The organism is Rhizobium anhuiense (assembly GCF_003985145.1).
Classification (GTDB): domain Bacteria; phylum Pseudomonadota; class Alphaproteobacteria; order Rhizobiales; family Rhizobiaceae; genus Rhizobium; species Rhizobium anhuiense.
Genome location: NZ_ML133521.1, coordinates 303,427 through 330,351 on the forward strand (window position 1 = coordinate 303,427; position 26,925 = coordinate 330,351).

24 protein-coding genes and 3 pseudogenes are annotated in these 26,925 nt (G+C 60.1%); 18 read left to right on the top strand and 9 right to left on the bottom strand.

Features of this window, described 5'->3' with window-relative positions:
- Positions 1 to 286: 286 nt before the first annotated feature.
- From rapA2 to EEQ99_RS35535, 3 genes and pseudogenes are all read left to right on the top strand, one after another.
- Positions 287 to 1,003 carry a calcium-binding lectin RapA2 gene (gene rapA2 / locus EEQ99_RS01490; protein ID WP_028755949.1) on the top strand — a complete coding sequence of 239 codons (717 nt, stop codon included), beginning with the start codon at positions 287 to 289 and terminating at the stop codon, positions 1,001 to 1,003.
- A gap of 158 nt (positions 1,004 to 1,161) precedes the next feature.
- Entirely contained in the window at positions 1,162 to 1,350 is a 189-nt protein-coding gene (locus EEQ99_RS01495) for a hypothetical protein (protein ID WP_028757536.1), read from the top strand.
- An 80-nt stretch (positions 1,351 to 1,430) separates the two neighbouring features.
- Positions 1,431 to 1,661 (top strand): annotated as a pseudogene (locus tag EEQ99_RS35535) (ATP-binding protein); the annotation flags it as partial.
- A gap of 72 nt (positions 1,662 to 1,733) precedes the next feature.
- Here EEQ99_RS35535 and EEQ99_RS01505 read toward each other — a convergent pair.
- The 7 genes from EEQ99_RS01505 to otsB form a co-directional block, all read right to left on the bottom strand.
- Positions 1,734 to 2,498 carry an SDR family NAD(P)-dependent oxidoreductase gene (locus tag EEQ99_RS01505; protein ID WP_028755947.1) on the bottom strand — a complete coding sequence of 255 codons (765 nt, stop codon included), beginning with the start codon at positions 2,496 to 2,498 and terminating at the stop codon, positions 1,734 to 1,736.
- 35 nt (positions 2,499 to 2,533) lie between these two features.
- The gene (locus EEQ99_RS01510; protein ID WP_028755946.1) at positions 2,534 to 3,262 is read right to left on the bottom strand and encodes an SDR family oxidoreductase; all 729 of its coding nucleotides are present in this window, start codon (positions 3,260 to 3,262) and stop codon (positions 2,534 to 2,536) included.
- A 128-nt stretch (positions 3,263 to 3,390) separates the two neighbouring features.
- Positions 3,391 to 4,647, bottom strand: coding sequence for a sugar ABC transporter permease (locus EEQ99_RS01515; RefSeq protein ID WP_049810866.1), 1,257 nt, complete (start codon positions 4,645 to 4,647; stop codon positions 3,391 to 3,393).
- Positions 4,647 to 5,468, bottom strand: coding sequence for an ATP-binding cassette domain-containing protein (locus EEQ99_RS01520; RefSeq protein ID WP_028755944.1), 822 nt, complete (start codon positions 5,466 to 5,468; stop codon positions 4,647 to 4,649). Before EEQ99_RS01520 ends, EEQ99_RS01515 begins: the two co-directional genes overlap by 1 nt.
- Positions 5,469 to 5,536: 68 nt before the next feature.
- A complete protein-coding gene (locus tag EEQ99_RS01525) occupies positions 5,537 to 6,610 on the bottom strand; it encodes an ABC transporter substrate-binding protein (RefSeq protein WP_028757411.1) in 1,074 nt (357 codons plus the stop codon).
- A 217-nt stretch (positions 6,611 to 6,827) separates the two neighbouring features.
- Entirely contained in the window at positions 6,828 to 7,712 is an 885-nt protein-coding gene (locus EEQ99_RS01530; protein WP_028755942.1) for a helix-turn-helix domain-containing protein, read from the bottom strand.
- A 199-nt stretch (positions 7,713 to 7,911) separates the two neighbouring features.
- Positions 7,912 to 8,691 carry a trehalose-phosphatase gene (otsB, locus tag EEQ99_RS01535; protein WP_028755941.1) on the bottom strand — a complete coding sequence of 260 codons (780 nt, stop codon included), beginning with the start codon at positions 8,689 to 8,691 and terminating at the stop codon, positions 7,912 to 7,914.
- Between the two features lie 124 nt (positions 8,692 to 8,815).
- On the opposite strand from otsB, the gene EEQ99_RS01540 reads away from it, so the two are divergent.
- The 5 genes from EEQ99_RS01540 to repC all read left to right on the top strand — a co-directional run bounded on the left by EEQ99_RS01540 (position 8,816) and on the right by repC (position 14,892).
- Positions 8,816 to 9,901, top strand: a complete 1,086-nt coding sequence (locus EEQ99_RS01540) for an ROK family protein (protein ID WP_028755940.1) — start codon at positions 8,816 to 8,818, stop codon at positions 9,899 to 9,901.
- Positions 9,902 to 10,713: 812 nt separating this feature from the next.
- Positions 10,714 to 10,890 (top strand): hypothetical protein, encoded by a 177-nt coding sequence (locus tag EEQ99_RS34390; protein WP_164735883.1) that lies wholly within the window; start codon positions 10,714 to 10,716, stop codon positions 10,888 to 10,890.
- 293 nt (positions 10,891 to 11,183) lie between these two features.
- A complete protein-coding gene (repA, locus tag EEQ99_RS01545; RefSeq protein WP_028755939.1) occupies positions 11,184 to 12,401 on the top strand; it encodes a plasmid partitioning protein RepA in 1,218 nt (405 codons plus the stop codon).
- On the top strand, positions 12,398 to 13,387 hold the full coding sequence (repB, locus tag EEQ99_RS01550) for a plasmid partitioning protein RepB (RefSeq protein WP_028755938.1): 990 nt from the start codon (positions 12,398 to 12,400) through the stop codon (positions 13,385 to 13,387). The genes repA and repB overlap by 4 nt, the downstream gene beginning before the upstream one ends.
- A 200-nt stretch (positions 13,388 to 13,587) precedes the next feature.
- Positions 13,588 to 14,892 carry a plasmid replication protein RepC gene (repC, locus tag EEQ99_RS01555; RefSeq protein WP_127430144.1) on the top strand — a complete coding sequence of 435 codons (1,305 nt, stop codon included), beginning with the start codon at positions 13,588 to 13,590 and terminating at the stop codon, positions 14,890 to 14,892.
- A gap of 193 nt (positions 14,893 to 15,085) precedes the next feature.
- Here the strand turns inward: repC and EEQ99_RS35540 are convergent.
- Both EEQ99_RS35540 and EEQ99_RS01565 read right to left on the bottom strand, forming a co-directional pair.
- Positions 15,086 to 15,175 (bottom strand): annotated as a pseudogene (locus tag EEQ99_RS35540) (prevent-host-death protein); the annotation flags it as partial.
- A gap of 518 nt (positions 15,176 to 15,693) precedes the next feature.
- Positions 15,694 to 15,972 (bottom strand): annotated as a pseudogene (locus tag EEQ99_RS01565) (prevent-host-death protein).
- 221 nt (positions 15,973 to 16,193) lie between these two features.
- Here EEQ99_RS01565 and EEQ99_RS01570 point away from each other — a divergent pair.
- The 10 genes from EEQ99_RS01570 (at position 16,194) to EEQ99_RS01615 (ending at position 26,903) form a co-directional block, all read left to right on the top strand.
- Entirely contained in the window at positions 16,194 to 17,186 is a 993-nt protein-coding gene (locus tag EEQ99_RS01570) for an LLM class flavin-dependent oxidoreductase (RefSeq protein ID WP_127429908.1), read from the top strand.
- A gap of 24 nt (positions 17,187 to 17,210) precedes the next feature.
- The gene (locus EEQ99_RS01575) at positions 17,211 to 18,560 is read left to right on the top strand and encodes an LLM class flavin-dependent oxidoreductase (protein ID WP_047612295.1); all 1,350 of its coding nucleotides are present in this window, start codon (positions 17,211 to 17,213) and stop codon (positions 18,558 to 18,560) included.
- Positions 18,561 to 18,577: 17 nt separating this feature from the next.
- Complete coding sequence (locus EEQ99_RS01580) at positions 18,578 to 19,777, top strand: M20 aminoacylase family protein (RefSeq protein ID WP_127429909.1); 1,200 nt, start codon at positions 18,578 to 18,580, stop codon at positions 19,775 to 19,777.
- Positions 19,774 to 20,331: a GNAT family N-acetyltransferase gene (locus EEQ99_RS01585; protein WP_127429910.1), complete on the top strand. Its 558-nt coding sequence runs from the start codon at positions 19,774 to 19,776 to the stop codon at positions 20,329 to 20,331. Before EEQ99_RS01580 ends, EEQ99_RS01585 begins: the two co-directional genes overlap by 4 nt.
- Positions 20,332 to 20,368: 37 nt before the next feature.
- Complete coding sequence (locus tag EEQ99_RS35330; protein WP_127429911.1) at positions 20,369 to 22,141, top strand: amino acid ABC transporter permease/ATP-binding protein; 1,773 nt, start codon at positions 20,369 to 20,371, stop codon at positions 22,139 to 22,141.
- Between the two features lie 92 nt (positions 22,142 to 22,233).
- The gene (locus EEQ99_RS01595) at positions 22,234 to 23,178 is read left to right on the top strand and encodes an ABC transporter substrate-binding protein (RefSeq protein WP_127429912.1); all 945 of its coding nucleotides are present in this window, start codon (positions 22,234 to 22,236) and stop codon (positions 23,176 to 23,178) included.
- A gap of 71 nt (positions 23,179 to 23,249) precedes the next feature.
- The gene (locus tag EEQ99_RS01600) at positions 23,250 to 24,188 is read left to right on the top strand and encodes an ABC transporter substrate-binding protein (RefSeq protein WP_127430145.1); all 939 of its coding nucleotides are present in this window, start codon (positions 23,250 to 23,252) and stop codon (positions 24,186 to 24,188) included.
- Positions 24,189 to 24,192: 4 nt separating this feature from the next.
- Positions 24,193 to 25,230 carry an LLM class flavin-dependent oxidoreductase gene (locus EEQ99_RS01605; RefSeq protein WP_127429913.1) on the top strand — a complete coding sequence of 346 codons (1,038 nt, stop codon included), beginning with the start codon at positions 24,193 to 24,195 and terminating at the stop codon, positions 25,228 to 25,230.
- A 52-nt stretch (positions 25,231 to 25,282) separates the two neighbouring features.
- Positions 25,283 to 25,879: a 2-hydroxychromene-2-carboxylate isomerase gene (locus EEQ99_RS01610; RefSeq protein WP_047612301.1), complete on the top strand. Its 597-nt coding sequence runs from the start codon at positions 25,283 to 25,285 to the stop codon at positions 25,877 to 25,879.
- Positions 25,880 to 25,979: 100 nt separating this feature from the next.
- Positions 25,980 to 26,903, top strand: coding sequence for a fatty acid desaturase (locus EEQ99_RS01615; RefSeq protein WP_127429914.1), 924 nt, complete (start codon positions 25,980 to 25,982; stop codon positions 26,901 to 26,903).
- Positions 26,904 to 26,925 lie beyond the last annotated feature (22 nt).

Consider the following 26,925-nt stretch of genomic DNA (forward strand, 5'->3'; position numbering starts at 1 on the left):
CGATTGCAACGGATGGCCCAGATAGCACGACGTCGGCATCGCCAGTCGCCTTCAGATATACTTCATACGATTTTATTCAAGTTATCCGGGTGTAGTTCGGGCCGAAATTTCTAAGATTCGGCTCGAATGTGACATTATTTCGCCGGAATGGAAGCAACGTGGAGACCATCAGCCAAATTAACCTTCCGTTAAATAGGCCATTGACTTGTAGTATTAATAGGTTGTTAAAGGAGCGGCTCGCAGAGGTCGAAATTGACCCGATGATAAACAATTTTAGGAGAGAGCGATGGCTTCGCCGATACACGCAACTGATGATAGTGCAACTTTTCTTGAAACTGACGTAATTTCCGGAAATCTTCTTTCCAACGATTCATCCGATAACGGCCACTTGTTCCTGCGTGCCTTCGACGGCGCGAGCGTTGGCGCCAAGAGCGGCAACAGCCAGGTCACCGAGATCCAGGGCGACTACGGCACCTTCTTCGTCAAGCCGGACGGCAGCTACACCTATGTCCTGAGCGACGCTGCCAAGATCGGCTTCGCCAATGGTGAATCCTACCAGGAGAAGGTTTCCTACAAGATCTCCGACGGCAGCGGTCATACCGACGTCGGTCTGTTCACCCTGAACATCCAGGGCGTCACTCAGGTCAAGCCGATCGCGGTCGACGATACTTTCCACTTCACCGAAGGCAGCGCCATCGCTGGTAACGTTCTGGACAACGACATTGCCGGCGATAACGGCAAGATGTTCCTCCGCCAGTTCCTGAGCACCAAGGTCGATGCCAATAATGACGCCGTTACCGACGTCGCCGGCACGTATGGCACGTTCCATGTCAAGTCGAACGGCGAATTCACCTACGAACTGACGAGCGATCTGAATGCGGGCCAGACCTACACGGAAGTTCTGCGCTACTACAAGATCTCCGACGGCGAAGGCCACACGGACACCGCCAAGGTGACGCTCAACATCACCGGCACGGATTTTGATTCTTCCCATATCGCTTGAGCGACAACGGTAGATCAGTAAGACACGACGCCCGCCGCGCAATTGGCGGGCGTTTTCATTTCCGCTTGTCAGAAGGTCTGCAAAACGGCATAGTTCTTTTTAGCTAGTTCTTATAAACGCCGGAGAGCGGTAGGCTCGATGTATCGGAGGATACGCCGTTGACCGAACATATCGAACCCAGCCAAATCGAAACGGACGATCTGACCAAAGTCTGGTCCGTTACCGAGTTCTGCGCGCGACACCGTATAGACGCCGAGCAACAAGCGCTGTTGCTCAAACTTTTTGGGCCGTTCGCGACCGCCTGCGAACTGCTTCACAATGCCAAACGTGCGCCAAGGTTCCGATGAGGCGTCCTGGCATTTTTCAACGATCCGCTCACAAATCTCGGCAAGCCAGTCAACTGATTGGGTGATGTTCGCTGCGTCCCCTTGCCGAAAACGCTTTTCGGTACGGCGCCAGCCTGTTGGAACTCAGCGTATCGGCCAGCGACCGAACAGCCGTTCTTCTCCACCCGCCGCGAGCAGGGCGGCACGGTATGGGTCTCGGCATCGTCCGCGCCATGCTGAGCTCCCATGGCGGTACGATCCGGCCGCTGCAGACGACCGGCGACGGCGCCGAGTTTGAAATCACCATCCCGGTTCAGTTCTCAAAGGGCTGAGGAGAGATTGCTGAATTGCGCCTCAGACGTGGGCGGCACCGAACCGAGCTCCCCGACCCCGAGGCCTGCGTCTCACCGCGTTGTATAACCGCCGTCGATGACAAGCACTTCGCCGGTGACATAACTTGCCGCGGCCGAGCAGAGAAACAGTGCAGCGCCGGCCACCTCCTCAGGCTGCCCGACGCGTCCCATGGGGGTCATGCTGCGCCAGGTCGGGAACCAGTCGGGATTGTCGATGCCGCCGCGTGACAGATCGGTCTCGATATAGCCGGGTGCGATGGCGTTGACGCGGATGTTTTCGGCGGCAACCTCGCTGGCGATGCTCTTGGTCATCATGTGGACGGCCGCCTTGGAGGTGTTATAGGCGACCTGGTTTTGCGGAATATTGGACACGATGCCCGACATCGAACCGATATTGAGGATCACGCCACCGCGCTGGCGTCGCATGGGGGCGAGCGCGGCGCGGCAGGCGCGGAAGACGGCGTCGAGGTTGATGGTCATGATCTCGCGCCAGATGGCATCGGAGAATTCGCCGCTGTCGCCGTGAATGGCGATGCCGGCATTGTTGACGAGGATGTCGAGCCGGCCCGCGCGCGAAAGGGTTTCGGTGACGAGCTCGTCGGCAGCACTTTCCTTCCTCAGATCGGCGGCGATGAAATCGCATTCGACGCCGGCCTTGGAGAGCCGATCTTCCGCCGCCGCATTGCGGGCCCGGCCCGTAATGATGACTTTGGCGCCCGCCTCGCCGAGCGCCTCGGCGATGGCAAGCCCGATGCCGCGCGTGCCGCCGGTCACCAGCGCCACCTGTCCGTTCAGGCGAAATCTGTCGAAGATCATGTTCGGTTCCTCTTACGTGGGCGTTCGCACTTTCGTCAGATGTCGGCGCTCTGCGGCAGGATGACGAGATCGCGGATGGTGATGTTGCGTGGGCGCGTCAGCATGAAGAGCACCGCTTCGGCCACTTCGTTCGCTTCCATCAGGCCGCCTGCGGCGAGCGCCTCATCCAGCTTCTCCTGCGGCCAATCACTGAGAAGAGCGGTGACCACGGGGCCTGGAGCGACGGCGCCGACGCGCAATCCATGTTTGGCCACCTGCCGCCTCAACGTATGGACGAATGCCTGGACCGCGTGTTTGGACGCCGTGTAAATCGGCTCCCAGACGACAGGGATCATGCCAGCAACGGAACTCGTCAGGATGATATCCCCGGTCTTGCGCTCGACCATATGCGGCAGAACGGCATGCACCGAACGGAAGGCAGCATTGACGTTCAGATTGAGCATCCGATCCCAGGCATCAGGATCGCCACCCAGCACCTCACCGCCGATATAGGAGCCTGCATTGGCGTGGAAGATATCCAGCTGGCCGGCTCTTTCCAGGATCTGCGGCATCATCCGTTCGACGCTTTTCGGATCGGTGAGTTCGATGACCAGTGGAATGGCATTGGCGCCCAGTTTCGAGCAAATTTCCCGCAACGCTTCCTCATTGCGGTCGACCAGCACGACCCGAGCGCCCGCGGCAAGCAAAGCCTTGGCGCATTCAAGTCCGATACCCGACGCCGCCCCGGTGACGGCCGCGACTTTTCCAGACAGATCCTGTCCCATTTTCTTCCTCTGTTTTCCCAGTTGGTGAGAGCATTTCCGTTCTTCTTCGAATCACGGAAGCGCTCTATCTCTTTGTCTTCACGCAATTCCGGACGGCAAAACCGCTGCGCGCTTTTGCTGAAATTGCTCTAAGCTCGGCCGTGCGAGATCCGCGATCGGCGTGCCAGCGAGTCGACAATGACGGCGACGGCAAGGACAGCACCGGTGATCATGTATCGAAGCGACGACGACAGATCGAGAAGCGTCAGCCCGCTGGCGATCGACTGGATGACGATGATGCCGAGAAGGGCTGAGTAGGCACTGCCGCGCCCACCGAACAGGCTCGTGCCGCCGATGACGGCTGCCGCAATGGCGTTGAGATTGACGTCGCCGGTGCCGGCCTGCTGGCTTGCCGTCGCCAGCCGTGCGGCCGACAGCACGCCGCCGGCTGCCGCCAGCAGCGCGCACATGACGAAGGCGCTCGTATAGATGCGCGAGACGTTGATGCCGGAGCGGCGGGCCGCTTCCCTGTTGCCGCCGACGGCATGCATGGAGCGCCCCCATTTCGTGCGCGTCAGCGCATAGTTCATTGCGGCGACGAGTCCGACGAAAAGGCCGAACATCCACGGAATGCCGCGCGACTGGTTGAGATAGAATGCGACGGCTTCCAGGGCGAGCGTGATGATGACGGCGCGCAGCAGCAGCCCGCCGGTCGATTTTGCCGACAGGCCGGCTGCCCGCCGGCGTGTCGCCGTACGGTAGCCGGAAAAGAAAAAGGCAATGCCGGCAAGTAACACCAGCGCATAGGCGATCGGATCCGGCATGACCATGATCTGGCCGAAACTGACGAGCCAGGAACCGTAGGGGAGATTGATCGAACCGGTCGCTCCCAGGATATAGAGCTGGAGGCCGAGAACCGCGAGTAGCCCGGACAGGGTGGACACGAAACTCGGCATGCCGAAGCGGTTGAAGACAAACGCGTAAAGCGAGCCGATGAGGGCGCCGACAATCATGGCGGCGAGGATTGCCAGGACCACTGGCCAACCCTGGTTGACCCAGAAGACGCCGACCAGCGCCGAGGCGAAGCCGCTGACGGAGCCGACGGAGAGGTCGATCTCACCCACCATCAGGATGCAGACGATACCGAGCGAGATGACCCCGACCGTCGAGCAGTCGAACAGCATGTTGACGAGGTTGCTGCTGGAGAGAAACACCGGATTGAGCGCCTGGAACACCGTCCAGATGATCGCCAGGCCGACAATGACCGGCAGGGAACCGAGATCGCCGGAGCGGATGCGATCCCAAAAGGCCTGGATCGAGCCTCCCAGACTGTCATCGTGGCGCACTCTCTCGTCACGCCGGTCGAGCAGCGCCGGCGCCGCCGGGTCATTCTGGATGGTCTTCATTATGGCCTGCCCTCCTCGTTCTCTCGGCTTTGCGCCTGGCGGCGCGACGCGCGGCGGGAGACGGAATTGTTGGCGGCGCCGGTGATGGCGCTGACCAGCTGTTCGTTGGACGCGTCGGGCGGCATGGTGCCATTGTTGCGGCCGAGACGAAGGACGACGATGCGATCGGCAACGGCGCGCACATCCTCCATATTGTGGCTGATCATGATGACGGCGAGGCCGCGTTCCCGCACGCGCTCGATGAGGTCAAGCACTTCGGCGGTCTGAGCAACGCCAAGCGCTGCTGTGGGTTCATCGAGCATGATCAGTTTCGGCTCAAGCAGCAACGATCGGGCGATCGCCACGGTCTGGCGCTGCCCTCCGGAGAGTGAGGCGACCGGCTCGCGCACACTTGGAATGCGAGCCGAAAGCTCGTTCAAGAGCTGCCAGGCGCGGATCTCCATGGCGACCTCATCGAGCTGAAACGGACTGAGTTCCTTGCCGAGAAAGATATTGGCGACGACGTCGAGATTTTCGCAAAGTGCCAAATCCTGGAATACCGTTGCAATGCCGAGCCCGAGAGCAGCACTTGGGCTCGGCAGGTTCACCGGTTTGCCCTCGAACAGGATCGTGCCCGAGCTTGGCTGGTGCACACCGGCCAGGATCTTGACCAATGTCGACTTGCCGGCGCCGTTGTCGCCAACCAGCGCCACAACCTCGCCGGCATGCACGTCGAGTTCGATATCGGTGAGCGCCGACACAGCCCCGAAGTTCTTCGATATTCCGCGCAGGCTGAGGACAGGCTGACGGTAGGGGTGAAGGGTATGGGAGGTTTCAGACATCGCCTGGCCTTTCAGGAAAGCGAAGCGGGAAGCACAGCCGGCGAACCGGTCGCGCTTCCCGTTGCGGATTACTTCGTGATGCCGAGCTTCTTGCAGCCGTCAGCATAGCGGCCGGTGCACAGCTCCTCGGCGGTGTTGATCTTCTTGTCGATGATCTCAGCCTTGAGGTTTTCGGCAGTGACGACCGCAGGGACGAAAAGTTGCGCCGGCGTGTCGTACAGCGTCATTTCGGCCTTCGGCGTTTCTCCGGCCAGGAGCTTCACGGCGACGTCGGCAGCGGCAGCGGCAACGATTTCGCTCGGCTTGGAGATCGTATTGTACTGATCCCCTGAGATGATCAGCTGTAGTGCCGCGATCGTCGCGTCATTGCCGGTCACCGGCGGCACGGGATCGACGCCCGCTGCCTTGAAAGCTGCAATTGCGCCGCCGCCGGTACCGTCATTGGCGGCGACCACGCCAACGATCTGCTTGCCGAAACGGGTGATCTGGCCGGCTGCCCATTGCTGCGCATTCGAGGGCTGCCAGTTGGGTGTGTCGAATTCGGCAAGCGTCTTATATCCGCCGCTCGCCAGCCCCTCGTGAATGCCGTCCTTGATCAGCCCGGCAGCCGCATCGGTCGGCGAACCGTTGATCTGCAGGATGCCACCGCCATCGGTCGGCACATTCTGAGCCTTGAGATGCTGAACGAGCGATTCCGCAATTGCCTTGCCGATCGCTTTGTTGTCGAAGGAGACGTAGAAATCGGCCTTGCCTTTTGGAATCGGACGGTCATAGGCAATGACCTTCACGCCCTGGCTCTGTGCGAGCTGGACGAGCGATGCGGCCGCTGCCGAATCCACCGGGTCGAGCACGATGACCTTGGCGCCTTGGGTGATCGCCGAATTGAACTGTTGCTGCTGTTTTGCGATATCGGCATCGGCGTTCTGATAAAGAACCTTGCATGACGCGCAAAGCTTCTTCATCTCCGCGACGAAACCCGGATGGTCGTGCTCCTCATAGCGGGTCGAGCCCTGGTCGGGCATGAGGAATGCAACTGTCGCATCCGAAACGGCTGCTTGCGCAAAGGCGGAAGTACCGCCCAGCAAGGACAGAACGAAGACCGCGGCGCCTGCCGACTTTGTCGAGAATTTCATCATTTCCATCTCCTCCCATTGGTAAAATTGTGTAGGTTCGCGATTGCACTGTTCTGCTCTGGCCGTTCGGCTGAATGAACGGTCGCGCCTGTCCCTGCGGTTTGACGTTTTGAGGACAAGCATCTCCGATCGCGAGCGCGCTCATCGCGCGCCCACGTTCAAGTCAGTGTCAGTTTTGGTTCCTCCTCTTTGTCCTCCCTCGGGCTGTGCCCTTTCGACTCCTCCTCTAGGCCGCCTTTGCCACGTTGATATTGTCACCCAGCAATCGCCGGAAACGAGAAGGCGTCATGCCTTTTTCCGCGAGAAACTGCCGGTTGAAGTTGGACAGATTGTTGAAGCCGACCTCGAAGCAGATATCGGTGATCGATGCATGGTCATCGCTCATCAAAATCTGGCAGGCAAGATTGATGCGCAGGCGTTTCACATACTGTACCAGCGACATGCCGGTATGGCGTCGGAAGGCGCGCGAAAAGGCGCCTGTCGACTGATCGGCAATCGCTGCGAGATCGGCTTCGTCGAAGGACTTCGTCAGATTTTCCCTGATATAGGCGAGCGCCTTGTTGATGCCGGCCGACATGTATCCCGATGGATCGGGCAGATAGCTCGGGCTGGCGAGAAGTTGGGAATCCTGCGCCCGGCTGAGCAGGCCGACGATCATCATGAACAGTTCGATGCGACGCACGCCGTGCGCCTGCTGCACCTCGTTCATCAGGGGAGCAACCTCGCGGCTGGTGTCGGCTCCGAAGAGCACGCCGCGGCGGGAGGCTTCGAGAACCGCATCGAAGGGACCGAGTTCGGCGAACACCTTCATCGTGTCGCTGATGAAATTCTCGCTAAACTGGATGAGCTGGCAGCGAAGCGGAATACTCGATCCTTTCGGGACATCGCTGATCCAGTTGTGAGGAAGGTTAGGCCCCGCCAGCACGAGATTGCCAGGCTCGAACTCGCCGATGAAATCGCCGACGAAATACCGTCCTGTCGTCGCCACGACCAGATGAAGTTCGTATTCGGGGTGAAAATGCCAGCGAACCGTATGGTAGGGATAGCCGTGCGCCTTCGTTGCGAAAGATTCGCCCGGCCTGATCTGAATGACTTCCAAGTCAGGTTCCATTGTTTCCTCCTCCGAGGACGGCTCCACGCCAGCCCGCCAAATTCCCTTTTTGGCTTTATTGTTAAGGGGAGTGTAGTGGTCTCGTTTCACGCCCGCCACCACGATTCCCAGTCAAAACCGATACTTTTTTGACAATTGACGCTGCGGAGCGGACGGAAAGACGGCAACAATCCGCATGCATATCGTCCGAGGACGCAGTTCAGGCTGCCAAGGCGGCAATGACGTTTCTGACCAGTGCAGAGGAGGACAGCCGGCTCGTGGCGCAGCTCGGGGTGCCGATCGCGCCGACACGCACGGAAACGCCGCCGCGGGCATTGGCGATCGCAAACATCGACTCGTCGGTCAGGTCATCGCCGATCGTAATCGGGCAGCGGTTCCTGAAGGGATCGGACTGGAAAAATCGCTCCAGTGCATCGCCCTTGCTCGACCGTGCCGGCCGCAATTCAAATACCCTCTTGCCGAGTTGCAATGCCCAGTTCGGTCCGGCGAGCTCGGCATAGTATTGCATGCGGTCTTCAAGCACCTTTTCATATTCGGGTGCGAGACGGTAATGGGCGGCAACGGCCGCGCCCTTGTCTTCGATCAAGACACCGGGATAGTGCTCGGCTTCCGCGGTCAGCGCATGTTTCAGTGCCTGAAACTCAGGTGTCGCCTCGACCGTCTGCATGCCGGTGGCGCTTCTGATCTCGGCACCGTGCAGGCCGGCTGTCGGAAATTCAAAGGGTTTGAACAGCTCGTCGGCATAAGAAAGTGATCGTCCGGTGACCAGCGCCAGGGCACCGCCGAGCTTGTTCGACAGGCGATGAAGTTGTCCGGGAAGCGCTTCTGGGACCTCGATCGCATCCGGTGTGGGCGCAAGATTGAGCAGCGTCCCGTCGATATCGAGAAACATCGCCCAATGGTCCGGCTCTTCCAAGACCAGTGAAAGCATTTCCTGGGTAGCGGTGTCGTCCTGCACGGTATTCTCCAAACTCTGCAATGATTGAAGCTAGGTCGCCGGCCAACAAGGACAAGGTGGCTTTTCAGACTCCGGAACATCCTGAGGCTAGTCCGCGTTGTATCTCGCCGCCCGTTCGAGCACTCGCGCCGTAGAAGGTACATTGATGGCCAAAAGCAGTTCTGATCCCCGTGATGAGGTCAACGCCCCGCTGGCACATGGCGCTTTAAATCTGCCATTGGTGACGATCGACGACTACAACAACGAACTGCGTGACAAGGATGGTTTCGTTGGCGACAACGCCAACAAGAAGACTTTCCAACAGAAGCTCGACGACTGGAGAAAGCGCATCCGCAAGGTCGGAGATGACCCGATCGGCAAGACCGCGACGGCGAAGCTTTCCAAGAAGAAGATCGATGCCTTTCTGAAAGGCGACGATATGGAGGCGGCGGCATTGGTCATGGGGGCGGTGGAGGACTTTTCCCAGGACTTTGCCGACGTGATCGGAAAGTTCCTCAAAGACAAGCGCTGGGGCAGGACGGAACGCATCGTCGTCGGCGGTGGCTTCCGGCAGAGCCGTTTTGGCGAGCTGGCGATCGCCAGGACCATGGTTCTTCTCAAGGTGGCGGGCATTGATGTCGAGGTGGTGCCGATCGTTCACCATCCCGATGAGGCCGGACTGATCGGCGCGGTTCACCTGATGCCGCCGTGGATTTTCAAAGGCCACGAGGCGATGCTCGCCGTCGACATCGGCGGGACAAATGTTCGCGCCGGCGTCGTTAAATTCGGAAAGAACGACGTACCGAATTTTAAAGATGCGAGCGTCTGGGAATCAGCCATCTGGCGCCACGCCGACGACGAGCCAAGCCGTACCGCAACCATCGAGAGATTGGCCGCGATGTTGCAGGATCTGATTGGCAAGGCTGAGAAAGCCAATCTCAAACCCGCGCCCATCATCGGGATCGCATGCCCCGGAATCATCAAAGCCGATGGCTCCATCGAACGCGGCGGACAGAACCTGCCGGGCGGAAACTGGGAGAGCGACAGCTTCAACCTTCCCGGCGCGCTGATGAAGGCCATTCCCGAGATCGGCGACGACAGCACATTCGTGATGATGCACAACGATGCCGTCGTGCAGGGATTGTCGCAGATCCCTTATATGAACGACGTGTCGAGATGGGCCGTGCTGACCATCGGTACAGGTTTGGGCAACGCGCATTTTACCAATCGCGAGGCAACGAAGGCGCGATAGGCTCACCCCCTTCCTCACGTAGCACCAAATGACAAAGGCGCGCGGATGGGCGGCGATGCGGGCTTGGCGGTGATCGGGGGCGTTATGGTAAACATGCGGTAAACAAAGAAGAATTCCGTATACGGAAGCAAACTCATCAATCAGTTCCTCTAGGAAGGATCGTGGTTTTGCGGAGCGTATAGGTGGGGGACTGGCTCGGGAGCTGAACGATACTGCGTGAACCCGCTGGCCTGCCGATCATATCGGCTGATGCCTGATTCGCCTAGCGCGCTATTGCGATCTTCGACGTGGAGGCCGCGTCGTCCCGGCATGATTACAGCTATGACCCCGTTCTGACGCCGGCACAGGACTAGGACTGTGATCGCTTGGCCATTGACAGGATCCTGACGCAACCGAAGCCCCACCCCTCTGATACCAGCTGCTCGCCGACTTAGATTGGGGCGGAGAAGACCAAGGCCGAATGTCCCCTCACCCCGATAGGCTGCGCAGCAAAGCGCTTCTGCAGGAAGACCTCCACCGCGATGAAGCACGATCAGCGGCAGTGCCGGCTCGCCCTTGCTATCAAAGATGGGCCGCCTTCCTTTCACGCCCGGCCTGTGTCTGCGAGGCTCCTTTCCAACTTGGTAAGCAGAGTGATCCGAAATCCCCATCGTGGCCGCCGGTCGCTGCATTTTTAAACCACCTGAAAGATGGAGGCCCTCCCCTTCCCGGCCCCAGGAAAAGATGGTGATAACGCTGCCTGGCGGTTATCGGCGGGTTCGAATTACGCTTATCTCTGCGGCTTCACGCAATCTATGACGAAGGATGTGTCAATGAACTTCAAGGGAATAAGCGCTCCGCTCAATGCGGGCCGTCTCGAACAAATGCTGGCCCTTGCAGCGTCACGCCGCGATGCCGAAACCCAGGACGCAAATGACAAGCCTTCCGGCAATGAACCCGTCCGCGGGCTGGAAGCCGAAAACCTGTACCGTTCGTCCGCCTACAAATGAGAAATCGAACAACCTGATCGGTCTATGCCAGGCGTCCGAAGGTGCGCTTGGATGGAGCGCTAGCGACGCTGAGTCGTATCGATTATGTGCCGCGATACTTTGAGGCTGGCTTTCATCGACCCGGAGCAGGCCGTCGTTGTCAGCTGACAATGGTGCTAAGATTCCGGAATTCCACATGATTTTTTTGCAGAATCCATTTTATAATAGATTGGCCATCCAAGAAACCGCTTGACGGAATCAGCAGACTCACGATCATTTGCGCAAAATCACTCGATTTATCAGGATTTGCGTGAATGCCGACCAAGGTCGCGATTGTTGAGAAAGCCAAGAGAGCGAGTCCAGTCTCGATCGACGAGACGATTGCGCAGGACTCGACGATGCTCGGCAGCCAGCTGCAGGTGCTGTTCGAGCGATTGTTTTCACCCAATGCCCGCAAATCGTTGCGGCGGTTCAGCAGCACCGAGGCAGCCAAGCTGCTCGGCGTCACCGACAGCTATGTTCGTCATCTCGCCGCCCAGGTCGAGAGCATCAGTCCGGAAAAGACGGCGGCTGGCCGTCGGGTATTCTCGCTCGAGGAAATCCATGCGATGCGCCAGCACCTCGGGCGCACCAAACCCTCCTATTTGCCGATGCGCCGACCGGGCGACCATCTCCAGGTGATCGCCGTGACCAATTTCAAGGGCGGCTCCGGCAAGACGACGACATCAGTCCACCTGGCGCAGTTCCTGGCTCTGCGTGGCTACCGCGTGCTCGCCGTCGACCTCGATCCGCAGGCGTCGATGTCGGCGATGCTCGGATATCAGCCCGAATTCGATGTCGGCGAAAACGAGACACTTTACGGCGCCATTAAATATGACGAGACGCGCCGCGATGTTAGCGACATCGTCCGTCAGACCTATTTCCCTGGGCTCGATCTCATTCCCGGCAATCTCGAACTGCACGAGTTCGAACACGATACGCCAAAGGCGCTTGCCGACACCAACCGCGACGACAAGGACATGTTCTTCATGCGGGTTGGTAATGCGCTGCATTCGCTGGAGCAGAACTACGACGTCGTCATCATCGATTGCCCACCGACCCTGGGCTTCCTGACGCTGTCTGCCCTCTGCGCCGCAACCTCCGTCCTGATCACCGTCCATCCGCAGATGCTCGACGTGGCGTCGATGAACCAGTTCCTAACGATGACCTCCGACCTGCTGGCCGTAGTCAAACAGGCAGGCGGCAATTTGGATTACGACTGGATGCGTTATCTCATCACCCGCTATGAGCCCAATGATGGGCCGCAGGCGCAGATCGTCGCCTTCTTGCGCAGTCTGTTCGGCGAGCGCGTGCTGACGGCGATGATGGTCAAGTCGACGGCTGTCTCGGATGCGGGACTCTCTAAGCAGACAATCTACGAGGCAGGACGCGAGACGATGCATCGTCAGACCTATGACCGCGGGGTGGAATCCGTCGACAGCGTCAATGCCGAGGTCGAGCAACTCATCCGCAGCGCATGGAGCAGGACATGAGCCCAAAGGGACGCGACATCCTGAAAAGCATGGTCGGCGCCGTCGAGCCGACACGGCCGGAGGCGCCAATCGCGCAGCCGCCGCACCGCCCATCGGGAGCGGTCAAGGCGATGAATTTGTCGCTTGGCCGGTTGGGAGAGGAAGCGGCTGCCGCCAAGGCGCTGCGTGAATCGCTGGCCTCCGGCGACAAGGTACTGGAGATCGATCCGGCTGCCGTCGAAATGTCCTTTATCCGCGACCGTATCCCGGTCGATAGGGATGCAGAGTTCGAGCGATTGAAGCAATCGATCCGGGACAGCGGCCAGCAGGTTCCGATCCTGGTACGGCCGGACCCGGTAAGGGCTGGGCACTACCAGGCCGCCTATGGCCACAGGCGCCTGCGAGCCGCGGCAGAGATCGGGGTTCCCGTCAAGGCCGTCGTGCGAAAGCTCACGGATGAAGAGCTGATCCTCGCACAGGGCCAGGAAAACGGCCCCCGAGTCGACTTGAGTTTTATCGAGCGGGCACTGTTTGCGCGCCGCCTGGATGAGCATGGATTCAGCCGCGAGATGATCGCCACGGCGCTGACAACCGACAAGCCGGAAACCTCACGGCTCCTGCAGGTGGCTCAGACCATCGACCCCGAGATTATTCTCGCCATTGGGCCGGCTCCCAAGGTTGGACGCCCGCGCTGGCTGGCGTTTGCCGAAAAATTCAGGGAGACGGGCGGGCAGAAGAAGGCCCAGGCCGCAATCGGTGCCCGCGGCTTCCTGGCGTTGGACACCAACAGCCGCTTTGATGTCATCTGGAAAGCGCTGGAGGAGAAGACCCCACCGCAGCGGGCCGAGCAGACCCTCCGGGCCCAGGGTGGCGCTCCGCTTGCTTTGGTGGCCCGCTCCGGCAAAACCTTTCGCATCACCGTCAAATCGGCGGCGTTTTCGGAATTCCTGGCTCAGCGGTTGGTAAGCCTCGCCGCCGAGTTCGAAGAGGAGAATGAGGGAAAATGAGGCAGTCAGACCGGATTGTCAGCTGACAATCCGGATAGGAGATAACGCGCAAAAGAAAAAAGCCCCCGAACGTCACCGTCACGGAAGCTTTCCTCGTAGTCTTGAACACCTCCGAGAATCGCACTTCCGAGAATCGCTGTCAAGAGTTTTTGGCGCCGTTTTGGCGAGCGGATTTCTTTTGCCTCGTTGAGGTGGAAGATATGGAAACCGGGAATGTGACGACGCCCTTCGGGCGGCGGTTAATGACGCTTGGCATGCTCACAAGCCAGGTTATGGCACGCGAGATCAAGACTGATCAGTCCGTCGACAAGTGGAGATTGTTTCGCGCGCTATGCGAAGCAAAGCCGCTTCTCGGCATCAGCGATCGAGCGCTTGCCGTACTCAACGCTCTTTTGAGCTTTTATCCGAAGAACGAGCTGGCGCAGGAAAACGGTTTGATCGTATTCCCATCAAACATCCAGCTTTCGCTCAGAACGCACGGCATGGCCGAGCAGACCGTCCGGCGTCATCTCGCCGCGCTCGTCCAGGCAGGTCTGCTGTTGCGCAAGGACAGCCCCAACGGCAAGCGTTATGTCCGCAGGAATAGGGCAGGGGAGGTCAACGAGGCGTTCGGCTTCTCGCTCGCGCCACTGCTTGCCCGTGCTAGCGAGATCGAACAACTCGCAGCCGAAGTGACGGCCGAGCGGCTGCATGTCCAGCGTCTGCGCGAACGCATCACTCTCTGCCGTCGCGACATCGCAAAATTGATCGAAGCAGCCGTCGAGGAACAGATCCCTGGCGACTGGCAAGGCCTGTATTGCGAATTCCGAGACCTGATCGAAGGCCTGCCCCGATCCCCGACGGCGTCGCAGCTCGAACTGTTGCTGGATGAATTGACGACTCTGCGGGCAGATGTCCTTAACCGGTTGGAAATTCGGATTGAATCAATAAAAGAGCGCGGCAATGCCAATTATATTGAGCGCCACATACAGAATTCGAATCCCGAATCTAATTCTGAACTTGAACCAGACTTCGACCCGAAGCAGGGCGCGATGCCGGAGCAAGACAACGGGCGACGGGCCGCGACGTCAGAAGAGGGTAGAGCTGAGGCAGCCCATTCGAGTCGGTGCGAGAAAGAGCACAGTCTACGGACAGGCGGCCGCAATGAAGGTGACCGACTGACATCCTTCCCGCTCGGCTTGGTTCTGCAAGCCTGCCCGGAAATTCTCGCCTATGGTCCGGGCGGTATCATCCGCAACTGGCGCGATCTGATGACCGCGGCGGTCAAGGTTCGCTCGATGCTCGGCGTCAGTCCGTCGGCCTACGAAGAGGCCGCCAATGTGATGGGTCCGGAAAACGCGGCAACCGTCATGGCATGCATCCTGGAGCGCGGTGGCCACATTAATTCGGCCGGTGGCTATCTTCGTGGCCTGACACGACGAAGCGAAAAGGGAGAATTCGCGATCGGCCCGATGCTGATGGCTCTTCTGCGGGCAAATGCGCCGGCCGGACGGAAATTTGGATAGGTCTTGGGCTCGATGCGGGCGGCGGCGGTGGCCAAGCGGGCAAAAGTCTCTGCAGGCTGCTATGAAGAGCTCCATCCCAAAAGCCTTCGAAAGAGCTCTTTGGTTTTGGGGGTCGTATGGATGGAGGTGCCACCAATGCAAGAGGTCCAAGCTTTGCAACGGGCGTGCAGCAGGCCCTTTTCGACAATGTCGTATCGGCTGGACCGATGCGGGCATAGACGGCGTCGCCGCGTATGATGGCGATTTCCTCGCCACGGTTGGCGCGTTCGAAGAGGTCGGCAAATTCTTGCGAGCCTCACAGTTTGTGGCTGGGTCTACCTGCGTGGTGTCGGCCTCCGCGAAAGACTGTCGGTTACGGTGCTACGACCTATGGGAACGTCAGAACACCTTGAAGACCTCCCTTCGATAACGAATCCTTCTCGGAAGTGAGGGAGAAATGCACAAGTCCATCCTAAGCGGCGGAAGTAATAGGCGATATTACTTCTGGTTAACGGAACGTTTGCTATGGCATCAATGGGTTATGAGATAAGGGCGGTTAGGGCCGCTTGTCCTCAGGCAGGAATCGGCCATGGTACTGCGGGATCGTATCTGGGCCCTGGATCGTATAGCTTGCCTGCTCGTAGAAGCAGGTCAGCTTCACGATATGGGGGCAAGGACGTCGCGCGCATAATGTGCGCCTATGCGGTAACACGCCCTTGATGGCGGCCAGGCCAGTGTACGGGTTGGAAAATCCCTCAGGCTCGGTGCATGGGCTCTCGATGTCGCGTTCCGCGTCTTCAGCGAAAAGAACACCATACGGAATTAGGATTGGCTGTCGGCCAGACGTTTGCCGATGCGCGCGAAGGATTCCGCAGCGGGGCGCAGTTGCCCTCCTCGACCTGCCGGTTGGTGCGCCAGCATCTTTAGGATGCGCCAACGTCTCCTGTGTTCTTCATATTGGCCGTCGTCCTGAAGTACGGCTTTCGCTTCTCCGTGAAGCGTAATGACGACCGGCTGCGAATGATCCTTCAGTGTCCGAAGGATCGTCGGCTCATGCGCCTTGAGGTCGCTGATCGGCTTTAGCTGTTCTGACAGCTTCATTCACTTACGCCCTTTCGACCGGAAAATTGATCCTTGAGTGGTCGATTGAAAGAAGCCCTCCGCTGCCGGTGAGACCCAGTTCCGGCAGGCGATTTCCATCTTATGTGCGGCCATCTTTTTTTCACTCAGCGTGTTCGAAAGAGAATGTCATTTCTTATAATGATGTTTGTCTACTGATTTTATAGACTAAGCTTTGCAACCAGGGATCGGATCGTGGCGTCATGACCTACCTCCTCAGTCTTCTCGACAAAAGCCCGATCGAACAGGGTTTAACCGCCGCAGATGCGCTGCGGGCGACGGTCAAGATTGCTGCCCGGGCCGAGGAACTTGGTTATCACCGTTTCTGGGTCGCCGAGCATCATAACATGTCCAATCTGGCGAGCTCTGCGCCAGAGGCGCTGATAGCTTACCTTCTCGCAAAGACGTCGAAAATCCGCATCGGCTCCGGTGGCGTCATGCTGCAGCATTACAGCGCATATAAGGTTGCGGAGACCTTCAATCTTCTGGCTTCGCTTGCGCCCGGCCGCGTCGATCTCGGTGTCGGCAAGGCGCCGGGCGGCTTTCCGCTGTCGACGCGCGCTCTCCAGCTAGCCGTCGATCCATCCAGGAAGCCGGATTTTGCCAGCCAGCTTGCCGATCTCAACACCTATCTCGCCGCCGACCCGAGTTACGATGGTGCGCAGGCGACCCCTTTCCCGCCGATGGCTCCCGAACGTTTCCTGCTCGGCGCCAGCGTCGAAAGCGCCGAGCTGGCCGCCGAGAAGGGTTGGGAACTTGTCTTTGCCGGTCACCTGAACGGCGATCCGGACAATCTGCGCAGGACCTTCGAGGCCTATGAGCGGGCATCCGGCGGCAAGCGTCCGATCCTGGCGCTCGCAGCCTTTGCCGCCGAAAGCGAGGACTACGCCCGCGAGCGCGTCGGCAAGCTGCGCATCGTCAAGGTGTTCCTGCCGAACGGCCAGACCGTGAATGTCGGCAGCGAGGAGCAGGCGGCCGAATTCGCCCGCCAGGCCGGCGTCACCGATTACCGCACTGAGGAAAAGGTGCCGAGCGTGCTGCATGGCACGGCGAAGCAGATCCGCAAGAAGCTGGACGAGCTTCACCGCAGCTACGGGGTCAAGGAGTTCGTGCTCGACACGCCGGCGCTTTCGGTCGCCGAGCGTCTTGCCTCCATCGAACTGCTCGCCGCGGAGCGGCTTTCCCTCGTCGCCTGACCGTTTCCAAGGAGGATTGATCCCATGGCCCAGAAACACGTCACGTTCGGCATCATGCTGCAAGGTCCCGGCGGCCACATGAATGCCTGGAAACATCCAAGCGGACCGGCCGATGCCAGCGTCAATTTCGACTTCTTCGTCAAGACGGCGCGTAAGGCGGAGGCGGCCGGCATCGCCTTCGCCTTCGTTGCCGACGGGCTTTATATCAACGAGCAGTCGATCCCGCATTTCCTCAATCGGTTCGAGCCGATCGCCATCCTCTCGGCGCTTGCCGCCTCGACCTCGAAAATCGGCCTCGTTGGCACGGTCTCGACCTCCTACAGCGATCCCTTCACCATCGCCCGCCAATTCGCCTCGATCGATCTCATCAGCGGCGGCCGGGCAGGGTGGAATGCGGTGACCTCGCCGCTAGAGGGTTCGGGGCGCAATTACAGCCGCGAACATCCCGAACACGAACTGCGCTACGAGATCGCCGAGGACTATATCGATGCGATCAAGGGTCTATGGGATTCCTGGGACGATGACGCCTTCGTGCGCAATCGCGAGACCGGCGTCTATGCCGACAAGACGAAGATGCATCGCCTCAATCACAAGGGCCGGTTCTTCCGTATCGAGGGACCGCTCAATATCGGCCGTTCCAAGCAGGGCCAGCCGGTCGTGTTCCAGGCGGGCGCCTCGGATTCCGGCATCAGGCTCGCCGGCAAGCATGCCGATGCCGTCTTCACCAATGGCGGGCCGTTCGAGGAGGCGCAGGCCTTTTATCGCCAGTTGAAGGACAGCGTCATCGCTCATGGGCGTCCGGCGGCGGAAGTCGGCATCTATCCGGGTATCGGGCCGATCGTCGGGGCGACGCAGGAAGAGGCGGAAGCCAAGTACCAGGCGATCCGCAACCTCGTCACGATAGAGGAGGCGCTGCTCTATCTCGGCCGCTTCTTCGATCATCATGATTTCAGTGTTTATCCGTTGGACGAGCCGTTCCCCGAACTCGGCGATATCGGCAGGAACAATTTCCGCGCCACCACCGACCGCATCAAACGGACGGCGCGGGAGAAGGGCTTGACGCTCCGCCAGGTCGCGCTCGATTCGGCAACGCCGCGCACCGCCTTCATCGGCACCGCCGAGCATATCGCCGACGAAATCATTCGCTGGGCGGATCAGGGCGCGGCCGACGGCTTCATTCTCGGCTTTCCCGTCATCGCCGAGGGTTTCGACGATTTCTCCAGATACGTTCTGCCGATCCTCACGGAGCGCGGTTATTTCGATCCGGTCCTGAAGGGTGAGACACTGCGCGACCATCTCGGCCTGCCCTTCCGCGAAAGCCGCTATGCGGCGGATGCGGAGCAGCTCGAACGCGGAAAGGCCGTCGGCGCCTGAAGCGCCGGCGAACCGTCATGGATATCATCGCTCAAAACCCGCGCAGCAACGATCCGGTCGAGAAGGGCATCGCTGCTTACCTCGACGAGATCATCGCGCTTCGCCACGATCTGCACCAATATCCGGAGCTTGCCTTCCAGGAGCTCAGAACCAGCAAGCTTGTGGCATCTCACCTTTCCGCCTGGGGCTACGAGGTGGCGACGGGCATTGCCGGCACCGGCGTCGTCGCCACCCTCCGGCGCGGCGACGGCAAGAAGCGGATCGGCATTCGCGCCGACATGGATGCGCTGCCGATCGAGGAGGCGACCGGGCTTGCCTATGCCAGCAGCAATCCCGGCGTCATGCACGCCTGCGGCCATGACGGACATACCGCGATCCTGCTCGCCGCCGCCCGTTATCTCTCAGAGAACGGCAATTTCAACGGCACGCTGCGGCTGATCTTCCAGCCCGCCGAGGAGATTGGCGCCGGCGCCCGTAAGATGATTTCGGAAGGTCTGTTCGATCGTTTTCCTGTCGATGCGGTGTTCGGGCTGCACAATTGGCCGGGTGTGCCGACGGGCCAATTCGGCTTCGTCGCCGGCCCGGCCATGGCTTCGGTTGACAAGGCGATCATCAAGATCATCGGCAAGGGCGGCCATGGCGCCGAACCGCATCGCACCGTCGATCCGGTGCTCGCTTCGGCCGCCTTCATCACCGCGCTGCAGAGCGTCGTCTCGCGCAATGTCGATCCGCAGGAGATGGCGGTCGTCACCGTCGGCTCGATCCATGCCGGCTCCGCCTCGAACGTCATCCCGGAAAGCGTCGAGATGCAGCTGACCATGCGGGCCTACAGCGAAATCGTCCGTCAACTGTTGCGAGAGCGCATTCCGGCCCTTGCCCACGCCCAGGCCGAAAGCTTCGGCGCCGAGGCGGATGTGAATTATCGCCTCGGCTTTCCGGCGCTGGTCAATCATGCCGGGGAAAGCGAATTCGCCAGCCGGGTCGCATATGACGCTCTTGGTCCAGCGGCGATCGAGAAGGATTTCCGACCGAGAACCGCGAGCGAGGATTTCGCCTTCATGCTGCAGGCGAACCCCGGCAGCTACCTCTTCGTCGGGAATGGCGACAGCGCCCCTCTCCACAGCGCCCATTACAATTTCAACGACGCGATCATCGCGCCCGCCGCCCGCTATTGGGTGCGGCTGGCCGAAACCTTCCTCACTGATGACAACGGGTGATGAACGATATGAGCGATACGTTTCTCTATACCAGTCCTCTCGACCCGCGCGCCAAGCCGCTGATCGATGAATTGATCTATGAATATGACAGCCGCTACGGCACCTATTTCAATGCCGAAGGTGCGGCCTCTGAGCTCAACCGTTATCCCCCCGAAGCCTTCGCATCGCCGGATGGCAATTTTCTGCTGTTGATCCGCGATGGCGAAACCATCGGCGGCGGCGCCTTCAAGCGTTATGACGAACGCACGGCCGAGTTCAAACGTATCTGGACGCGCTCCGATCTGCGCCGGCAGGGCCTTGCCCGCAAGGTGCTGGTGGAGCTGGAGGCCCAGGCCGCCCGCCAGGGCTATGCCCGCATCTACCTCACGACAGGCTTTCGCCAACCCGAGGCCGTCGGCCTCTATCTCAACTATGGCTACACCGCGCTCTTCGACACGTCAGCCGATCCCGAGATCTACAAAAGCCTGCCTTTCGAAAAGGACATCACCCATCTCGCCGAGCCTGCTCTCGACGATGCCGAGCCGCGCTTGCGCGTGGCCGGCGCAAATTACTGAAAGCGGCAAAGACCGACAATCGTAAAAGGGAAGCACAATGGCACTGACGACGGATTTCGCCGGCATCGACCCCGGCAGCAGGACGGCAGAATCGAAGGACTATTCCCGGTATCGCATCGTGCCGGCGCGCCATCCCGAACGGCTGGCAGGCACGATCTTCGCCGCTTTTGTCATCGTCGCGGTGCTCTACTCCACCTTCACCAACCCGCGCTGGGGTTGGAACGTCTTTGCCGAATGGTTCTTTGCCGAGCCGGTGCTCGTCGGCCTCGGCAGGACGCTGCTCCTGACCGCGCTTGCCGCCATATCCGGTTCCATCCTCGGAACGGCGCTGGCGCTTGCCCGCGTTTCCAAGTCGCCGCTGCTCTCTGGTCTTTCCTGGGGCTATATCTGGCTGCTGCGCTCGATCCCGGTCATCGTGCTGCTGCTGATCCTGAACAATCTCGGCTATCTCTATGAGACGATCAAGATCGGCATCCCCTTCACCGATACCGTCTTCCTCGACTATCCCACCGTGCAGTTGCTGACACCCTTTGCCGCCGCCTTTCTCGGCCTCACGCTCAACCAGTCGGCCTTCTTTGCGGAAATCGTGCGCGGCGGTATCCTTTCAGTCGATCATGGTCAGCTGGAAGCCGCCGCCGCACTCGGCCTGCCGCGCCGCCGCCAGGCCTTCCGCATTGTGCTGCCGCAGGCCATGCGCTCGATCCTGCCGACCGGCTTTAACGAGCTGATCGGATTGGCGAAGAGCACATCCATGGTTTATGTGCTGGCGCTGCCGGAGCTCTTCTATACCGTCCAGGTGATCTACCGCCGCAATCTCGAAGTCATTCCGCTGCTGATGGTCGCCACCGTCTGGTATCTGATCATCATGACGGTGCTGTCGGTCGCCCAGCACTATATCGAGCGCTATTTCTCAAAGGGTGCCGTGCGCAATCCGACACCGCTGCCCTTCCAGGCATTCTTCGAACGCTTCCGCCGTCCGCTGCCAGCTCTCGATACGGCGAGCGAGCGAGTGCGCAAGCTCGGCTTCGATGATGCGGCGGCCCTGCGGACGGGTGGTGCGGTGCGTATCCATGGTATTTCCAAAAGCTTTGGCTCGCTGAAGGTGCTCGATGATGTCGAGCTCAGCCTTCCCGCCGGCAGCGTGACCGCAATCCTCGGCCCGTCCGGCTCCGGCAAGTCGACGCTTCTGCGTGCCATCAACCATCTGGAGCGTGTCGATGAAGGCTTCATCTCGGTCGACGGCGATTTCGTCGGCTACAGCAGGAAGGGCGACACGCTCTACGAGCTCAAGGAAAAGGATATTCTCACCCGCCGCGCCGATATCGGCATGGTCTTCCAGAGCTTCAATCTGTTCCCGCATCTGACGGTGCTCGAAAACCTCATCGAGGCACCGATCCAGGTGCGCGGCGTCAGCCGCGAGGAGGCGGTGCAATTGGCGCAGGAGCTGTTGGCCCGCATCGGCCTCAGCGACAAGATCAACGCCTATCCGCGCCAGCTTTCCGGCGGCCAGCAGCAGCGTGTGGCGATCGCCCGCGCCCTGGCGCTCCGTCCCAAGGTGCTGCTCTTCGACGAGCCGACCTCGGCGCTCGATCCGGAACTCGTCGGCGAAGTGCTCGATGTCATCAAGGAGCTTGCCCGCACCGGTACGACGCTCGTCATCGTCACCCATGAAATCGGGTTTGCCCGCGAAGTCGCCGACACCGTCGTCTTCATGGACGGCGGCCGCATTCTGGAGGCCGGCCCGCCGGCCCGCATCTTCGCGCAAGCGGAACATCCACGAACACGGGAATTCCTCGCCAAGGTTCTCTAGCGCCCTATAGCGCTGGTGAAATGCCGGGCCGCGACGGGCTGCTCTGGCTGAATGACAATAACTACAACCTAAAGATGAAATGGAGAAGGGGCATGACATTTACAGATAGGGCAAGGCTGCTGATAACGGGAGCCGTCACCATTGCCGCGATCGGTTTCGGTTCCGCTCAGGCGCAGCAGAAATTCGATCTCAGCCCCGAGCAGCCGAACCGGCTGAGGGTGGAAAAGAACGAGAAGCGCATTGCCGAAGTCAAGGACTTCAAGTTCGTCGAAAACGGCGTCTTCACCGTCGGCATCAGCTCGAGCGGCAATCTGCCGCTGCATGATTATGCCTCCGATTCCAAGACCGTTATCGGTTACGACGTCGATCTGGCGCAGGCGATCGCCGACAGCCTGGGGCTGAAGCTCAATCTTGTTTCCGTCGCCTGGGCCGATTGGCCGCTGGGGCTGACCTCGGGGAAGTTCGATGCGGTGATCTCCAACGTGACCGTCACGGAAGAGCGCAAGGAGAAATTCGACTTTTCAACCTACCGCAAGGATGAGCTCGGCTTCTACGTCAAGGCCGACAGCCCGATTGCGGCGATCAAGGAGCCGAAGGATATTGCCGGCCTGAAGGTCATCACCGATGCCGGCACCAACCAGGAGAAGATCCTGCTGGAATGGGACCGCCGGAATGTCGCCGCCGGCCTGAAGCCGATCGAGGTGCAATATTATGACGACGATGCGGTCAAGGATCTCGCCGTCCAGTCCGGCAGAGCCGATGCCGTCTTCAGCGTAAACGCGACGCAGGCCTATTCGGCGGGGATAAACGGCAAGACCAAGCTCGTCGGCACCGTCAGTGGTGGTTGGCCGATCACGGCAGAAATTGCCGTCACCACACGCAAGGGCAGTGGCCTGGCAGTGCCCTTGACCGATGTCGTCAACGATCTGATCGCCAGTGGCGCCTATCGCAAGATCCTCGATACGTGGAACCTCGGTCCCGAGGCAATCGACAAGGCTCAGACCAACCCGCCCGGCTTGCCGAAGAGCGGTTCGTAATCTTGGTCTGGCGGACCGGGTAGCGCGCCGGTCCGTTCCCACTTCTCGACGCAAACGGAGACATATTGAACGTGACGATCCATCCGACATCTCGCACTTTGCTCTTCGCAGCCCTGGTGTCAGTATTGACTGGTTTCGGTTCCGCCCACGCGGCCGAGGATTTTGACCTGAGCCCGGAACAGCCGGGCCGGCTTCATGCCGCCAGGAACGATGCGGCCATCGCTGCCATTCCTAGGGAATTCAAGTTCGTCACACCCGGCAAGTTCACCATCGCCGTCAGCCCCGGCGGCCCGCCACTTGCCACCTATGCCACGGACGCGAAGTCCGTGGTCGGGGCAGATCCCGACTATGCCTATGCCATTGCCGACAGCCTCGGCCTGACGCTGGAGATCGTGCCCGTCGCCTGGATTGACTGGCCACTCGGCCTGACCTCAGGCAAATATGACGCCGTCATCTCCAATGTCGGCGTCACCGAGCAGCGCAAGGAGAAATTCGATTTCTCCACCTACCGCCAGGGGCTGCATGGTTTCTTCGTGAAATCCGACAGTGCCGTCACCTCGATCAAGGAGCCGAAGGACGCCGCCGGCCTCAGGATCATCGTCGGCGCCGGCACCAACCAGGAGCGTATCCTGGTGAAGTGGAGCCAGGAAGATGTCGCCGCCGGCCTGAAGCCGATCGAGCTGCAATATTACGACGACGAGGCAGCAAGTCTTCTCGCGCTGCGGTCCGGCCGGGCCGATGTCATCGTCCAGCCGCATGCGCAGCTCGTCTTCATTGCCGCGCGCGACAAGAACATCAGGCGTGTCGGCACGCTGAGCGCCGGCTGGCCTGATCGCTCGGATGTTGCGATCACCACCCGCAAGGGGAGCGGGCTGGCCGATGCGCTGACTGTCGCCACCAACGGCCTGATCAAGGATGGCACATACGCAAAAATCCTCGACCACTGGCACCTGTCCGAGGAGGCCCTGCCGGCGTCGGAGACCAACCCGCCCGGCCTGCCGAAATATTGATGGGATGGCACGAGTGGGCAATATATCCATCAGCCATATCGGCTTCCTCACTCCCGGCAACTATCCCGACGACGACCCGCTGTCGGGATTGGAGCAGACGCTGCAGCAGCTGCAATATGGCGAGAATCTGGGTTTCGACAGCGCCTGGGTCCGCCAGCGACACCTGGAGCCTGGAATCTCTTCCGCGAGCGCCTTCCTGGCGGCGGCGACACAGCGCACCAGCCGGATCGAGCTCGGAACCGCCGTTATTCCGATCGGTTATGAAAGCCCCTATCGGCTGGCTGAAGATCTCGCCACCGTCGATATTCTATCGCGCGGGCGGCTGAATATCGGCGTCAGCGCCGGCCGGCCGCTGCACGCAGACCTGATCGCCCCGCTCGTCTTCGACGGCGACTGGACGGGTCATGATTTTTCCCATGATCGCGTGCTGCGTTTTGCCGACAATCTGCGCGGCACCTATCTCGGCGACGAGCAGACCTTGATCAAGACGCCGTTCGGCCCGCAGCGGCCGCGACTGCAGCCTTATGCCAAGGGCCTGATCGACCGGATCTGGTATGGCGGCGGGTCGCAGCGCTCGGCCGAATGGGCCGGCCGCAACGGCTTCAACCTGTTGACCGGCAATGTAATCACGGGGGAGGGGACGGATGATTTCTTCACCGCGCAATCGCGGTTGATCGAAACCTTTCGCGCCGCCGGCAAGCAGCGCCGCGTCGCGCTGGGCCGCGTCATCGTGCCTTTCGACAGCGCCGATGCGGCAACGCGGCGCCGATATCGAGACTATGCCGATGGCCGCCATGAGCGGACCCTTTCGCCGCAGGGCGAGCGGCGCACGCTTTTCGCCCGTGATATCGTCGGCACGTCGGACGAGATTTTGGTGCAGCTTTTTGCCGATCCGATCCTGCCCGAGGTCAGCGAGCTGAGGCTGGAACTCCCTTACGAGTTCGAGCACGCGGAATATCGCCAAATTCTCCACGACTTCGTGACGACAATTGCACCGGAGCTCGGATGGAAAGCGCAATCCGGCATCCGTGCCGCTTCCTGAAAGGCGTCGCCCATACGACGCCGGACCATCACCTCTTAGGGAATATGCATCAGTGACCAAATCGGTAGAATATTTCTTTTCGATCGGCTCGCCCTGGGCCTATATCGGCTTCGACGCCTTTGCCGAACTTGCGGCGAAGAACGATGTCGTCATCACACCCTATCTGACGACGGTGGTCGAGGAAAACGGTGGTATCTTTTCTCGCAATCGCCCGGAGATCCGGCGTGCTTATTGGACGCGGGATCTCAAGCGCTGGGCGCGCGTGCGCGGCAAGGACCTGCGGCTTGAGCATCGCCCGGATTTGAGCGATCCGACGCCTGCATCTCTCTTCGTGATTGCCGCCTATCTCGACGGACAGGATTGGATCGGCGTTTCGCGCGCTCTGCAACATGCCTTCTGGAGCGAGGCGGAGGATATCGGCAAGCCCGATGTGCGCGAGGCGATCGTGACCTCGGCAGGTTTCGATGGCGCAGCACTTCTTCGGCGACAAGCCGACGAGGATGTCCAGAACAAGTGGTCGGCGGACCGCGTGCATGCCCGCGACAGCGGCGTCTTCGGCTTTCCTACCTATGTCTATGATGGCGAGATCTATTGGGGGCAGGATAATTTGTCCTTCCTCGAACGTCATCTTCACGGCGACAAGCCTTAGAGACGGATTTTTTCACATAAGTCTATAAAATAGATAGACTTTATTCCCTCTTGCCGATGCCCTGCGATAAATTGGTGTGGTTGATGGGGAAATCACACGCATGCTCGACAGGACTTTGCAGGCCGCCGGGACCATTGTTCCCACGCGTTCGACGGAGTGGCCGACGGTCATTCTTGCACTCGTCATTCATGGTGGGTTTCTGGCGCTCACCTGGTGGTGGCAATCATTGCCGCCGCTCGTGGTCATGACCGCAGGAGGTTGGCTGATTGCCTGGCACGGATCACTTCAGCACGAAGTCATTCACGGCCACCCGACGGGAACCCAGGCGATAAACGATGCGATCGGGTCGATACCGCTGTCGCTGTGGCTGCCTTATCCGATCTACAAGGAAAGTCATCTGGAGCATCATCGCGACGAATATCTGACCGATCCGATCGAGGATCCGGAATCGTCCTATTTCACCAAGGCCGCCTGGGAGCAGCTCGGTGCGACCGGGCGGTTGCTGGCGCGGTGGAATACCACCCTGTTCGGCCGATTGACCATCGGTCCTGTGGTGATGCTGTTGAGTTTCCTTGGGCAGGAATGGCGGCTGATACGGGCGGACGAACCGGGACGGCGGCTGATATGGGCAGCGCACGGCATCGGCGTCGTCGCCGTCCTATTCTGGTCGACCGTCGTCTGCGGTATGCCGCTGTGGCTCTATCTTGTTTTCGTCTATACGGGTGCTGCGATGACGCGGCTCAGATCCTATGCCGAGCACAGATATGCTGAAAGCCATGAGGAGCGCACCGCCATCGTCGAAAACAGCCATCTCTTCGGCTTGCTGTTTCTCTACAACAATCTGCACGTTCTCCATCACCGCCGGCCGGGCATCTCATGGTATCGCCTTCCGGCGGTCTATCGCAAAAACCGCGAAACGCTTGTCCGGTCGAATGGCGGGCTTGTCTATGATGGCTATTGGGATATTGCGCGCCGGTTTTTCCTGAAGCCGCACGACGATCCCACGCATCCTCATCATTCCTAAAATCTCTACCTGAGCCGGACCG

Excerpts from the sequence above, each read along its gene's own strand:
- rapA2 (WP_028755949.1), top strand. The coding sequence starts at position 287 with ATGGCTTCGCCGATACACGCAACTGATGATAGTGCAACTTTTCTTGAA.
- EEQ99_RS01505 (WP_028755947.1), bottom strand. The coding sequence starts at position 2,498 with ATGATCTTCGACAGATTTCGCCTGAACGGACAGGTGGCGCTGGTGACC.
- EEQ99_RS01510 (WP_028755946.1), bottom strand. The coding sequence starts at position 3,262 with ATGGGACAGGATCTGTCTGGAAAAGTCGCGGCCGTCACCGGGGCGGCG.
- EEQ99_RS01515 (WP_049810866.1), bottom strand. The coding sequence starts at position 4,647 with ATGAAGACCATCCAGAATGACCCGGCGGCGCCGGCGCTGCTCGACCGG.
- EEQ99_RS01520 (WP_028755944.1), bottom strand. The coding sequence starts at position 5,468 with ATGTCTGAAACCTCCCATACCCTTCACCCCTACCGTCAGCCTGTCCTC.
- EEQ99_RS01525 (WP_028757411.1), bottom strand. The coding sequence starts at position 6,610 with ATGGAAATGATGAAATTCTCGACAAAGTCGGCAGGCGCCGCGGTCTTC.
- EEQ99_RS01530 (WP_028755942.1), bottom strand. The coding sequence starts at position 7,712 with ATGGAACCTGACTTGGAAGTCATTCAGATCAGGCCGGGCGAATCTTTC.
- EEQ99_RS01540 (WP_028755940.1), top strand. The coding sequence starts at position 8,816 with ATGGCCAAAAGCAGTTCTGATCCCCGTGATGAGGTCAACGCCCCGCTG.
- EEQ99_RS34390 (WP_164735883.1), top strand. The coding sequence starts at position 10,714 with ATGAACTTCAAGGGAATAAGCGCTCCGCTCAATGCGGGCCGTCTCGAA.
- repA (WP_028755939.1), top strand. The coding sequence starts at position 11,184 with ATGCCGACCAAGGTCGCGATTGTTGAGAAAGCCAAGAGAGCGAGTCCA.
- repB (WP_028755938.1), top strand. The coding sequence starts at position 12,398 with ATGAGCCCAAAGGGACGCGACATCCTGAAAAGCATGGTCGGCGCCGTC.
- repC (WP_127430144.1), top strand. The coding sequence starts at position 13,588 with ATGGAAACCGGGAATGTGACGACGCCCTTCGGGCGGCGGTTAATGACG.
- EEQ99_RS01570 (WP_127429908.1), top strand. The coding sequence starts at position 16,194 with ATGACCTACCTCCTCAGTCTTCTCGACAAAAGCCCGATCGAACAGGGT.
- EEQ99_RS01575 (WP_047612295.1), top strand. The coding sequence starts at position 17,211 with ATGGCCCAGAAACACGTCACGTTCGGCATCATGCTGCAAGGTCCCGGC.
- EEQ99_RS01580 (WP_127429909.1), top strand. The coding sequence starts at position 18,578 with ATGGATATCATCGCTCAAAACCCGCGCAGCAACGATCCGGTCGAGAAG.
- EEQ99_RS35330 (WP_127429911.1), top strand. The coding sequence starts at position 20,369 with ATGGCACTGACGACGGATTTCGCCGGCATCGACCCCGGCAGCAGGACG.
- EEQ99_RS01595 (WP_127429912.1), top strand. The coding sequence starts at position 22,234 with ATGACATTTACAGATAGGGCAAGGCTGCTGATAACGGGAGCCGTCACC.
- EEQ99_RS01605 (WP_127429913.1), top strand. The coding sequence starts at position 24,193 with ATGGCACGAGTGGGCAATATATCCATCAGCCATATCGGCTTCCTCACT.
- EEQ99_RS01615 (WP_127429914.1), top strand. The coding sequence starts at position 25,980 with ATGCTCGACAGGACTTTGCAGGCCGCCGGGACCATTGTTCCCACGCGT.